This window comes from Streptomyces sp. MMBL 11-1, from assembly GCF_028622875.1.
Lineage (GTDB): Bacteria > Actinomycetota > Actinomycetes > Streptomycetales > Streptomycetaceae > Streptomyces.
Genome location: NZ_CP117709.1, coordinates 3,813,803 through 3,825,285 on the forward strand (window position 1 = coordinate 3,813,803; position 11,483 = coordinate 3,825,285).

Consider the following 11,483-nt stretch of genomic DNA (forward strand, 5'->3'; position numbering starts at 1 on the left):
TGGAGGGCCCCCTTCCGCTCAGGTGAGGGACATCGTGCGGACGACGATCATCCCGACCGTCGCCAGCAGGACAAGCGCACAGGTGGCGGTCTGCACCGCCGTACGCCGCTCGCGCGGGGCGTGGACCATGCCGATGGCGATGACGGCGCCCGCGATCAGACCGCCGACGTGCGCCTCCCAGGCGATGCCGCCCCAGGTGAAGGTGAAGACCATGTTGATCGCCAGCAGCACCAGCACCGGCCGCATGTCGTAGTTCATCCGGCGCATCAGCACGGCGGTGGCGCCGAACAGGCCGTAGACCGCGCCGGACGCCCCGAGCGAACCCTGGTTGGGCGCGGCGATCAGATAGGTCAGGGCGCTGCCCGCGAGACCGGACAGCAGATAGAGCGCGAGATAGCGGGAGCGGCCGAGCGCCGCCTCCAACTGTCCGCCGAGCCACCACAGCCCCAGCATGTTGAACCCGATGTGCACCACTTCCTGGTGCAGGAACATCGAGGTCACCAGGCGATACCACTGACCCTCGGCGACGCCTTCGACCGATCCCGGCGGCGGGCTCGGATCCCACGCCAGCCCGAGCAGCGTCAGATCTCCCACCAGCGCGGGACGGACGGAGACCAGGAGGAAGACGGCCAGGTTGATGCCGAGAAAGATCTTGGTGACCAGGCGCGGGTCGGCGGCCACCGCACCGCCCGCCAGCGTGCGCGGCCGGGAGGCGGCCGGGTGGTGCCCGGTGCCCGAGCCCTGGCGTACGCAGTCGGGGCACTGGAAGCCGACCGAGGCGCTGACCATGCACTCGGGGCAGACGGGCCGCTCGCAGCGCGTGCAGCTGATGCCCGTCTCGCGGTCGGGGTGGCGGTAGCAGGTCGGCGTCGGCACACCGCTTCCCGCGGCTGCGCGGTCTCCCGGCGGCTGCTGGTCCATCGGTCCTGGCCTGCCTCTCGGTCCTCGTCGCTCGGCGGCACGGACAGGGCCGCCCCGCTGGTCCGCTATGTATCAGTACGGACGGGCAGCGCGGTTGGTTCCCGCGAAAGATGTCCGGCGAGAGGTCTCCGGCGAGGTCTGCTGCCAGGCCTCTCGGGAAGCGATCGTCAGCGGGTCTCGACGACCACGGACTCGATCACCACATCCTGCAGAGGACGGTTGGTGCGCGGATTGGTCGGGGTGGCCGCGATGGCGTCGACGACCTTGCGCCCCGCCTCACCGGACACCTCGCCGAAGATGGTGTGCTTGCCGGTCAGCCAGGCGGTGGGGGACACGGTCAGGAAGAACTGCGAGCCGTTCGTCCCCGGGCCCGCGTTCGCCATGGCCAGCAGATACGGCTGGGTGAAGCCCAGCTCCGGGTGGAACTCGTCGGCGAACTGGTAGCCGGGGCCGCCGGTGCCGTTGCCCAGCGGATCGCCGCCCTGGATCATGAAACCGCTGATGACACGGTGGAAGACGGTGCCGTCGTACAGCCGGTCCGTGGTTTTCTCCCCGGTCTCCGGGTTGACCCACTCGCGCTGCCCGGTGGCCAGCTCGACGAAGTTCCGGACCGTCTTGGGGGCGTGGTTCGGCAGAAGCCGCAACGCGATGTCGCCCCGATTGGTCTTCAAGGTGGCGTAGAGCTGCTCGGCCACGGTCTGCCTTCCTTCGTCCTTCACCTGACGTCACACCCTTCGCGACGTCCGCCGATCCTCCCACGGGCCGGGAAATGTGCGGCCGGATGCCGGACGAAACGGCGCGTTCACCACCGAACCGTGGCATTGTCGTCGGCACACTTCACATGAACCGTTCTGGCCGCACACGGCGATCATGACCCGGATGCCCGTCCCGCATGCCGGGCTTGGACGCAACAGGCATGATTTCGAACTGGGCGGACAGGCGGAGTACCTACCCGCCACCAAGGAGGAGGATCTCGTGACCCGCATCGACAGCGTGCGCGCCGCAACCGACTCGGCGAAGGACAGCGCGCAGCACGCCGCGGAAGTGGTGGCGCCCTACGCCGACACGGCCAAGGAGCAGGCGGCCCGCTACGCGCACGAGGCGCGCGTACGGCTCGCGCCCAAGGTGACGAAGGCGGCCCAGCAGGCCCGTGTCCAGTACGCGTCCCATCTCGCACCGCGCCTCGATCAGGCCCGTACGCACGTGCCACCCAAGGTCGACGAGGCCGCGCATCGCGCCAAGGCGTCCACCCGCAGGGCCGCACGGAGCGCCGCCGACTACACCGCCCCCCGCATCGAGCACGCCCGGTCGGTGGCCCTGCCCGTCGCCGAGCAGGCTTCCGCCCGCAGCGCGGCCGCCCTGGCGGCGCTGCGCACCCAGGTGACGGCCAAGGAGATCCAGAAGCTGGCCAGGAAGCACCAGCGGCGGGCCAGGGCGGGCCGGGCCGCGAAGGGGTTCCTGGTACTGGGCGTCCTGGCCGGGGGCGCCTACGCCGCCTGGCGCTGGTGGGACAAGCAGGCCAACCCGGACTGGCTGGTCGAGCCGCCCGTCGCCACCGAGGTGGGCGACGAGCGATCGCCGCTCAGCTCGGTCGACGGCAGCGACCGGGCCGACCTCGACCCGGAGGTCCAGGCCAAGCAGGCCGAGGCCGAGGCCGAGTCGGGCGAGGGGGGCACCCCGGGCCTCGACGACCGGCCCTGACCGGGGCCGGCACCCGCCGCCCCGTGCGGCACCCCCCTGACAGAGACGAACGCGGCTGCGGTGACCGCCCGGGCGGTCACCGCAGCCGCGTTCGCTTCTGTCGCCCCGGATCGCCGTAAGACGGCGACGGAGCCCCGCCCCCCGGCGACTACCGGCTCACGGCGAAGCGCATCAGGGCCTGCTCGTCGCCCTGCTTGATCTTCCCGGTCTCGTTGATCACCTGGAGCTTCCAGCCCGCGCCCTCACGGATCGCCTTGGCCACGGCGACGCCGTTGTCCTGGGTGAGCATGCTCGGCCAGATGTCGGCGACCTGCTGGGTGCTGCCGCCCGTCGCGTCGTACACCTTGAAGCTGATGTTGCGCGCGTTGCTGAACGCGCTCCGCTTCTTGTACGCGGCGGCGATGAAGACGATCGACGTGATGTTCGAAGGAATCTTGGCGAACTCGACGGTCACCGTCTCGTCGTCACCGTCACCGTGCCCGGTCTGGTTGTCCCCGCTGTGCACCAGCGAGCCGTTGCCCAGCGGGTCCAGCGAGTCCAGACCTGCCAGCCGCACCGGGTCCCCGCCCTGCAGCGCGATGGCGATCAGGTCGAGGTCCGTGCCGGCCTTCTGCCGGATCTTCCCCATCAGGCCGCCGCTGCTCCCGACGGTGGGGTCCCAGGACGCCCCGATGGACAGGTGGGTCACCCCACCCAGGTCGGCCGGGCCGTCTTCCTTCGTCAACGTGATCATGCCTGAGTCCTTTTTGTGGCTCGACTGTTTACGTATGAAGTGTGCCTGGTGCCTCCGGTACACGGCCCCGGAGGAAGCGCGCCGGTTCCGGATCGTACGAGACCGGGGCCCGGCAGGCGTCCAGGCGCTCGGCGGTCCTCCGATGCGGGAAAAGACGAGAAAGACCCCTCTGATCCGCGTCACCGCAGTTCAGAGGGGTCTAGTGATGTGGAGCCTAGGAGATTCGAACTCCTGACATCTGCCTTGCAAAGGCAGCGCTCTACCAACTGAGCTAAGGCCCCGGGCCACAACGAACGAGGGCAACGCCCAGCACGTCCGTGCCAGGGCTACCGTCGCAGACCAGAGTACCGGGTGACCCCCGTAATCCTGCAAAAGGATAGGGACTCCCGGTGGCCGACCACGCTCCGTAAGATGCTCGCAAGGTTCGCAGCAGCGAAGCGGCAGCGATGGGGAGACGCCATGGACGCAGCGCAACAAGAGGCGACGGCAAGAGCCAGAGAGCTTCAACGCAGTTGGTACGGGGAGCCGTTGGGGGCGCTCTTCCGTCGACTGATCGATGATCTCGGCCTGAACCAGGCCCGGCTGGCCGCTGTTCTCGGGCTCTCCGCCCCGATGCTCTCCCAGTTGATGAGCGGCCAGCGGGCCAAGATCGGCAATCCCGCGGTGGTCCAGCGCGTCCAGGCCCTCCAGGAGCTGGCGAGCCAGGTGGCCGACGGCAGCGTCAGCGCGGGCGAGGCCACCGACCGCATGGAGGAGATCAAGAAGTCGCAGGGCGGGTCGGTCCTGACCGCCACCGGCCAGACCACCCCCACCGGCGGCGCTCCCACCGTCCGCCGTGTGGTGCGCGAGATCCAGTCCCTGCTGCGGTCGGTCGCGGCGGCCGGCGACATCATCGATGCCTCGGACGCCCTCGCCCCGACCCACCCGGAGCTGGCAGAGTTCCTCAAGGTGTACGGAGCCGGACGCACCGCGGACGCGGTCGCGCACTACGAGGGGCACCAGAGCTGACGGCTCCGGACCACGACGGACGACGGAGCCAGGGCACGCGCGCACCGCGCGGCGCCCTGGTGCCGGCAGGGGCACGGGGGCCGGCACGGGCCGCGGCGGACGCCGCGGCACCACGGGAACGGGGAGCGGGCGCAGCGCAATGGGTGAGGTCTTCGCCGGTCGGTACGAGCTGATCGATCCGGTCGGGCGGGGCGGGGTCGGCGCCGTCTGGCGCGCCTGGGACCACCGCCGCCGCAGGTACGTCGCGGCCAAGGTGCTCCAGCAGAGCGACGCGCACACGCTGCTGCGCTTCGTCCGCGAGCAGGCCCTGCGCATCGAGCACCCGCATGTCCTCGCCCCGGCCAGCTGGGCCGCCGACGACGACAAGGTCCTGTTCACCATGGACCTGGTGAGCGGCGGCTCGCTCGCCCATGTCATCGGCGACTACGGCCCGTTGCCCCCGCGCTTCGTCTGCCTGCTGCTGGACCAGCTGCTCTCCGGCCTCTCCACGGTGCACGCCGAAGGAGTGGTGCACCGCGACATCAAGCCCGCCAACATCCTGATGGAGGCGACCGGGACGGGCCGCCCGCATCTGCGCCTCTCCGACTTCGGCATCTCGATGCGCAAGGGCGAGCCCCGGCTGACCGAGACCAACTACGTCGTCGGCACGCCCGGTTACTTCGCCCCCGAGCAGATGATGGGCGCCGAGCCCGACTTCCCCGCGGACCTCTTCGCGGTCGGCCTGGTCGCGCTCTATCTCCTCCAGGGCCAGAAGCCCGACTCCCGGGCGCTGGTGGAGCACTTCGCCGCGCACGGCACCCCGAGCGCCCCCAACGGCATTCCCGAGCCGTTGTGGCAGGTTCTCGCCGGTCTGCTCCAGCCGGACCCGTATGCCCGGTTCCGGACCGCGACGGGGGCGCGCAAGGCCCTCACCGCGGCGGTCGAGATGCTGCCCGAACCCGGCCCGGACGACGAGCCGGTGGAGGTGTTCGACCAGATCGGGCCACTGCCGGCGGGATTCGGCCCCGACGGGCCCGTAGCGGCCCCCAGGCAGCCCGAGGAGCCCGCGCCCGCACCCGCGCCCGCACCCGCGCCCGCACCCGCCGCCGGGTCACCGCGGCCGGCCGTTCCGGGGCCCGGCCAACAGGCCGACGCACCGCCCCCCACGTCGATGTCGGAGACCGGGAGCTTCCACCTCGCGCCCCCGCCCGTAACCCCGCCCCCACAGCAACAGCCGTACCAGGGACCGGATATCCAGCAGCCGGGTGTCCAGGAACCGGGTCCCCAGCAGCCGCCGGCCGCCCCGCCCACCGTGGACACGCCGCCCCCGTACGCCGTCCGCGCGCCGGACGCCTCCCGGGCGCCGACCTCCGGCGTACCGCGCGAACCCCTCGCCACCCGCGCCTACACCGCCCAGGAGCCGCACCCACCGGTGCCGGCCCCGCCGGTTCAGCACGCCGCGCCTCACGTGCCCGGGCGCCGAACGCGTCCGGGGCCGCCCCCGAAGGTGGCGGTCCCGGTGCTGGTGGTGGCGCTGATCTGCTTCGCGGTCGGGATCTGGGCCCTGACCCAGATCTGACGCTCCCGCCGGTCCGACTACCGGCCCCACGGCGGCTGGTGGACCCCGCCGGCCGGCGAACCGACGGCCGGCGAACCGGAGGCCGTGGCCCCGGCGGCGCGGCGGCGGGCCAGCAGGGTCCAGAGACCCAGCCCGAGCACCAGCACGGACCCCGTGCCGATCCCGGCCGCGGCGACCACCGTCATCGGGCCGCTCTGCGCGGCCTCCCGGGCGGTCTTCCCCTTCCGGGCCACCTCCCGGTCCTGGTCGGTGACGCCGAAGACCCCGGCGTCGCCCTCGTACGGAGACGTCTCGGCGTCGTTCTTCACCTGGACCGCCAGCTCGAAGGGGATCGGCTCGTCGCCGTAGGACTCCTTGAGCTTCGGGCTGAGGGACACCGACAGGTAGTACCAGCCCGCGAAGCGCATGGTGCTGACCTGGGGCGAGGGGGCGAACCGGTTGCGGTAGGCCACCGGCGGCAGCGGCCTCAGCGACGCGGAAGCGGGCCCTCCGGAATACGAGAGCGTGGCGTCGGAGACATGCCCCTGGGCGGGGTTGTCCAGCGACAGGGTGAGCGCGTTGCCCACGAACTCCTTGTTGCCGCTCGTGGTGTTGGAGAGCTTGGCGGTGGCGTGGATCTGCTGTCCCCAGTCCACCGGCACCCGGTAGAAGCGGGTCTGCCCCGGGGCGACCGTGTCCTGCCAGCGGCCGTTCTCCAGACTGGTGGCCTCGGAGTACCCGGCCCCGCCGGACCGTTTCCGCTGCTCCCCGGTCAGCGGCTTCGCCGAGGCGGAGGGCCAGCTGTCGGGCCCTTCGGTCGGCATGGTCGCCGCGCTCTTCAACCGCGGCTCCTGAAGGAAGCGCAACTCCAGGTCCCAGGCGTCGGTGTTGGAGGCGTCCTTGCTCTCGCGCTCGACGAGGACGTCGTACTGGCCGCTCTCCTGGCAGATGGTGCTGCCTTCTTCGACGGTCCGGGAGACGTACGCGGCGATGGGACGCGCGTACCCGCCCGCGCCGAAGTTCGCCCGCGCCGAACCGCACCGGGTGTCGTCGGTCTCCCGGAGACTGACGTTGATGCCGTCGCCGTGGGCGACATCGCCACGGTCGCCGGGCACCGCGACCGCCGAGACATAGGCGGCGGAGACCTCGTCCAGCGTGACCCGGTAGTAGAGCTTCTCGCCCGGCCTGATCGTGCTGCGGTACGGGAGGCCCTCGTCGAGTTCGGACGCCTCGACGTTCGCCGTCGCACCCTGCACGTTCTTCGCGTCCGGGTCGAACGCGTACGCCCCGGGGCCGGTCGCGTACGCCTGCCCCGGCAGGGCCGCCGCCGCGCACACCGCCGCGACCACCGCGGCCACCACCCGGCCCCTGTTGCGCTGCCTCTTCACGCGCTTCCCCTCGTCGTCCCTCACGCGCCGGTGCCGTCGACCGCCCGGCCGCGATGCCGGTCCATCCTGCCCCGCCCACCCCGCCGGTGTCTCCGGCCCCTGCCGCATTGCCCCTTGTCCGCGCTACCGCCCTCGCCGACACCATCGGAGTTCACCAGAGCAATTCATGTATGTGCTCAAGCGAACTCACGAGGCCGAGGAACAGAGAGGTGCAGGTAGAGGGAGAGGTACGGGCGTCGCGCGCGCACGACAAAGGGCCCGCGCGCAGGCGAACGGGCCCCGAACAGCACGAAGCCCCGGCCGCTCAGCGACCGGGGCCCGTAACAGACTGTGCCGTCTCACACACCCGAACCTGCGGGCACGGAGTCGGTCGCCTCCGTCCACAGATCCTGCTCGGCGCGATCCGCCTGGATCTGGCGGTACACGAGGAGCCCGCCGATGGCGGCCAGTGCGACCAGGAGAAGCTTCTTCACCGCGCGACCTCGTCTTTCCTTGGCGTAAGGGCCTTCTGCCGCCGACTATACACACCGGCCGATACCGTTCGGTGACCTGCCCGGGACCCCGGAGCACCCCCTCGACGCCGTCCGGAACGACCTTCCCGCACCCTCTTCCGACCGCTCACGAGGGCCTGTCCACCCCGGTTGCACCATACGAGTGGTGTTCATCTGAAGATCGGCGCAGAGCGGGCGTCGCTCCTCGAAATCACGGCCCGGATCCACATGATCGGAGAAGTCAGCAACCGGACCGTCCGAAAGCGAGGGGCCATGAGCACCTTCCAGCCCAAGAACCTCTGGACCGCCTTCATCACCGCCTTCTTCGCCCTCCTGGCGTCGCTGGGCCTCGCCACCGCCACGGCGAGCGCCACGAACGCCGCAGCGCAGCCGAGCGCCACGACCCAGGAGCACACGGCCGCCACCGCGGCAACTCCGATCGCCCCCTCGGTCCGATGGACCCTTCCGCGTGACCGGGCCCTGCCACCCACGATGAAGCAGCGCATCCGCGCCGAGGCCCACGGCTCCTCCCCGGCCACCCGGCACCTGTCGCTCGACCCCGCGGAGACCGGCCGCACGACCGGCCCCGCCGACTCCCACCGCTCAGCCCCGGAAGGCGACTCCCCGGCGCCACCCCCCTGATCCCGGTGCCACCGCACTCCGGGGCCCCTGGTCCGGTTCACACCGGCCGGGGGCCCTTCTTCGTGCGGTCAGGGGCACGCACCTCACGCCCGGCGCCTTCCCGCGCGTCAGAGCCACCCACGCCTCCACGCCGAGGAAGACGACACCGTACTGGGCACGTCGCGCCTTCACGGCCCTCCGGCCGGCCGTGTCAGGGCTGGGCTGCCAGCCACTCCTGGAAGGTGGGGCCGTCGAGCCGGGCGTGCGGACCGGGCAGGAATCCGCCGGCCGCCGCGATCTCGGCATCGGGCATGCCGGAACCGTCGACCTCGACGACCTCGATGCCTCGGCGGGCGCCGAGAAGCCTGGCCGCCGCGGACATGGTCTCCCTGCGGGGCCCGGCGATCTCGGGAATCGGCGCTCCGGGGGCCTCCTCGGCGGGCGCGTCGGGGTCGGCGGCCAGCGCGACCAGCGTTTCGGCCACGGTGCGGCAGGCCACGAGCTGGGTGGGCAGGGCCGGGATGTGGGCGACGTCGCCCTGCTGCCAGTCCAGAAGCTGACCGACGAATTCATGGAACTGCGCGGCCCGCAGAATACGAGCGGGCAGCGGGCCGGAGAGGTGGACCCGCTCGTGCACCTGCTGTGCGGCGACGAACCCGGCCGTGGCCTTGTCGGCGCCGATGATGGATACGGCGACGATCCGGCCGACTCCCGCGACCCGGCCGGCCTCGTGCAGGTTACGGGTGGCGGTGCGGAAGAACTCCGTGGCGGCTTCCTGGTCGGAGGCGTGCCATGACGCGACGTCCACGATGACGTCGACCCCGGTGAGCGCCTCGGCCAGGCCCTCACCGGTGATGATGTCCACGCCGGTGGCGCGGGACATCCGCACCACCTGGTGCCCCCGTTCCCCGAGGACCTCCACGACGTGGCGTCCCAGCCGCCCGGTCGCCCCTGCCACTGCGAACTTTCGGGTGCTCATGTTCCCTGCCCTTCTGGCGCGGTGTCCTGACGAACACCGGACGCCGGCGCCCCGTCGCCCGTAACGATCGCGGCTGTGTGACATGGGCCACCGAGTGGACCGTGTTACCGAACGGCGGGGCCCGGCGTCCCATGCGTGGAGCGGAGTTGGGAAGCGACAGACGGGAGCCCGCCATGAGTGAGCGCAGCGAACGAACCACGGACCCGGCCGGGCCGCTCGACCGTGCCGGCCGGGCGGAGCCGGTGGACTCCGCCACCGAGGTGTTCGTCGCCCACCGCAATCTGCTGTTCACCGTCGCCTACGAGATGCTCGGCTCGGCCGCCGACGCCGAGGACGTCCTGCAGGAGACCTGGCTGCGCTGGGTGGGAGTCGACCGCGACACCGTGCGCGAGGAACGTGCCTATCTGGTACGGATCGCCACCCGGAAGGCGCTGGACCGGATGCGCGTGCTCGGCCGGCGCAGGGAGACCTACATCGGGCCGTGGCTGCCGGAACCGTTGCTGACCGCGCCGGACGTGGCCGAGGACGTCGAACTGGCCGAGAGCATCTCGATGGCGATGCTGCTGGTGCTCGAAACGCTCGCACCGGTCGAACGGGCGGTGTTCGTGCTGCGCGAGGTGTTCGAGCTCGACTACGACGACATCGCCGAGGCCGTCGGCAGGAGCCCGGCCGCGGTCCGCCAGCTCGCCTACCGGGCCCGGTCCCACGTCGCGGCACGCCGACCACGCGGAACGGCCTCCCCGGTCCAGACCCGAGCCGCCCTCCAGGCCTTCCAACGGGCGGTGGAAACCGGCGAGCTGCAGACCCTGCTCGACATCCTCGCGCCGGACGTCGTCGCCCTGAGCGACGGCGGCGGGGTCAGGCACGCCCTGCTGCGGCCCGTCGTGGGCGCCGACCAGGTGGCCCGCCTGCTGGCGGCCGGCTGGTGGAAGCGTGACGCCGAGAGGTCGGTCGAGCCGGCCCGGATCAACGGCGGCCCGGGACTGCTCGTCCGGGTCGACGGTGAGATCGACGGCGTGGTTGCCGTGCGGGTCGAGAACGGGCACGTCACCGGGGCCTACCACGTCCGCAATCCCGACAAGCTGTCACGTCTGACGCGGGAGACCGCCGTCAGCCGCTGAGCCGCCGGCCCCGCGGGACCCGGCGGGCGAACGTGAGGGAGAACCCGGCAGACGCTCTTCACCGAACAGGAGGGGAGAAACAGAGAGAGGGCGCTTCCCACCAGGGGGAAACGCCCTCTTCTCCTGCACTTCATCTGTGGGGCTAACAGGATTTGAACCTGTGGCCTCATCCTTATCAGGGATGCGCTCTAACCAACTGAGCTATAGCCCCGCCGCGCTGTCGCGCTGACTTCTGAAGATTAGCGCACGTCGGGGCCAGTCCCAAAATCGATACCCGGCGCGCTACTCGTCCTCGGCCAGCGTGAGCTCCACACCGCCCACGAAGCCCGCCGACAGGTTGTAGATGAAGGCGCCCAGCGTCGCCAGCGCGGTGGCCAGCACCACGTCGATCACGGCGATGACCGAGGTGAAGATGAGCACGCGCGGCAGCGACAGGAACGACTGCAGATCGAAGCCGTTGCTCTCGTTCGAGCCGGTGGCCTCGCTGATCGTGCCGCCGACGGTCTCGAAGACGCCCATGGCGTCCATGACCATCCACAGCACCGCCGACGCCACCACCGTGCAGATGCCCAGCGCGATCGACAGCAGGAAGCTGACCTTCATCACCGACCACGGGTCGGCCTTGGCCACCCGCAGACGGGCCTTGCGGGTACGCGGAGTGGTCCGCGCCCCCGTGCGCGGCTTGCGCGCCGCCTGAACGCCGCCCACGCCCTGCGCACCGCCCAACGTGCCGTCGGCCGGCTGCCCGGGGCGCGGTCGGCCGCCCTGGGTGCCGCCACCGGGCGCCTGGTACGCCTGGGGCGGGTGGTACGGCCCCGATGGCCCCGGTGCGGGCTCACGCTCGCCGGGCAGGGGCCCGGTCGCGTAACCCTCGTACTGGGGCTGAGGCCCTCGTGTGTCCGTCACAGTGCCCCCTTGGGAGTCCGTGGCAGGGCCACGGGCACCGTTCGCTCCAGCTCCGGAAGCGGCCGAACCGGCGCCCG

At 71.5% G+C, this 11,483-nt stretch carries 12 protein-coding genes and 2 tRNA genes; 5 read left to right on the plus strand and 9 right to left on the minus strand.

Going from position 1 to position 11,483, the window contains the following annotated elements; all coding sequences use genetic code 11:
• Positions 1-18 precede the first annotated feature (18 nt).
• Positions 19-921: a rhomboid family intramembrane serine protease gene (locus PSQ21_RS16510; protein ID WP_274031286.1), complete on the minus strand. Its 903-nt coding sequence runs from the start codon at positions 919-921 to the stop codon at positions 19-21.
• A 167-nt stretch (positions 922-1,088) separates the two neighbouring features.
• Complete coding sequence (locus PSQ21_RS16515) at positions 1,089-1,616, minus strand: peptidylprolyl isomerase (RefSeq protein ID WP_274031287.1); 528 nt, start codon at positions 1,614-1,616, stop codon at positions 1,089-1,091.
• 280 nt (positions 1,617-1,896) lie between these two features.
• On the opposite strand from PSQ21_RS16515, the gene PSQ21_RS16520 reads away from it, so the two are divergent.
• Entirely contained in the window at positions 1,897-2,622 is a 726-nt protein-coding gene (locus tag PSQ21_RS16520; RefSeq protein ID WP_274031288.1) for a DUF5324 family protein, read from the plus strand.
• A gap of 148 nt (positions 2,623-2,770) precedes the next feature.
• On the opposite strand, the gene PSQ21_RS16525 is transcribed toward PSQ21_RS16520, so the two are convergent.
• Both PSQ21_RS16525 and PSQ21_RS16530 read right to left on the minus strand, forming a co-directional pair.
• Positions 2,771-3,355: a TerD family protein gene (locus PSQ21_RS16525; protein ID WP_274031289.1), complete on the minus strand. Its 585-nt coding sequence runs from the start codon at positions 3,353-3,355 to the stop codon at positions 2,771-2,773.
• A gap of 208 nt (positions 3,356-3,563) precedes the next feature.
• Positions 3,564-3,636: transfer RNA gene (locus PSQ21_RS16530), tRNA-Ala, on the minus strand.
• 178 nt (positions 3,637-3,814) lie between these two features.
• On the opposite strand from PSQ21_RS16530, the gene PSQ21_RS16535 reads away from it, so the two are divergent.
• Together PSQ21_RS16535 and PSQ21_RS16540 are read left to right on the plus strand one after the other, a co-directional pair.
• The gene (locus PSQ21_RS16535; RefSeq protein ID WP_274031290.1) at positions 3,815-4,363 is read left to right on the plus strand and encodes a helix-turn-helix domain-containing protein; all 549 of its coding nucleotides are present in this window, start codon (positions 3,815-3,817) and stop codon (positions 4,361-4,363) included.
• Positions 4,364-4,502: 139 nt separating this feature from the next.
• On the plus strand, positions 4,503-5,921 hold the full coding sequence (locus tag PSQ21_RS16540) for a serine/threonine protein kinase (RefSeq protein WP_274031291.1): 1,419 nt from the start codon (positions 4,503-4,505) through the stop codon (positions 5,919-5,921).
• Between the two features lie 17 nt (positions 5,922-5,938).
• Here PSQ21_RS16540 and PSQ21_RS16545 read toward each other — a convergent pair whose 3' ends face one another.
• Both PSQ21_RS16545 and PSQ21_RS16550 read right to left on the minus strand, forming a co-directional pair.
• Positions 5,939-7,288 carry a hypothetical protein gene (locus PSQ21_RS16545; protein WP_274031292.1) on the minus strand — a complete coding sequence of 450 codons (1,350 nt, stop codon included), beginning with the start codon at positions 7,286-7,288 and terminating at the stop codon, positions 5,939-5,941.
• Positions 7,289-7,626: 338 nt separating this feature from the next.
• The gene (locus PSQ21_RS16550) at positions 7,627-7,761 is read right to left on the minus strand and encodes a DLW-39 family protein (RefSeq protein WP_003958712.1); all 135 of its coding nucleotides are present in this window, start codon (positions 7,759-7,761) and stop codon (positions 7,627-7,629) included.
• A 291-nt stretch (positions 7,762-8,052) separates the two neighbouring features.
• Between PSQ21_RS16550 and PSQ21_RS16555 the strand changes: the two genes are divergently transcribed.
• Positions 8,053-8,421, plus strand: a complete 369-nt coding sequence (locus PSQ21_RS16555; protein WP_274031294.1) for a DUF6344 domain-containing protein — start codon at positions 8,053-8,055, stop codon at positions 8,419-8,421.
• 190 nt (positions 8,422-8,611) lie between these two features.
• Here PSQ21_RS16555 and PSQ21_RS16560 read toward each other — a convergent pair whose 3' ends face one another.
• Positions 8,612-9,379 (minus strand): SDR family oxidoreductase, encoded by a 768-nt coding sequence (locus PSQ21_RS16560; RefSeq protein WP_274031295.1) that lies wholly within the window; start codon positions 9,377-9,379, stop codon positions 8,612-8,614.
• A gap of 173 nt (positions 9,380-9,552) precedes the next feature.
• Between PSQ21_RS16560 and PSQ21_RS16565 the strand changes: the two genes are divergently transcribed.
• On the plus strand, positions 9,553-10,500 hold the full coding sequence (locus PSQ21_RS16565; protein WP_274031296.1) for an RNA polymerase sigma-70 factor: 948 nt from the start codon (positions 9,553-9,555) through the stop codon (positions 10,498-10,500).
• A 137-nt stretch (positions 10,501-10,637) separates the two neighbouring features.
• On the opposite strand, the gene PSQ21_RS16570 is transcribed toward PSQ21_RS16565, so the two are convergent.
• Positions 10,638-10,711: transfer RNA gene (locus PSQ21_RS16570), tRNA-Ile, on the minus strand.
• A 71-nt stretch (positions 10,712-10,782) separates the two neighbouring features.
• The gene (locus PSQ21_RS16575; RefSeq protein ID WP_274031297.1) at positions 10,783-11,406 is read right to left on the minus strand and encodes a DUF3566 domain-containing protein; all 624 of its coding nucleotides are present in this window, start codon (positions 11,404-11,406) and stop codon (positions 10,783-10,785) included.
• Between the last annotated feature and the right edge of the window lie 77 nt (positions 11,407-11,483).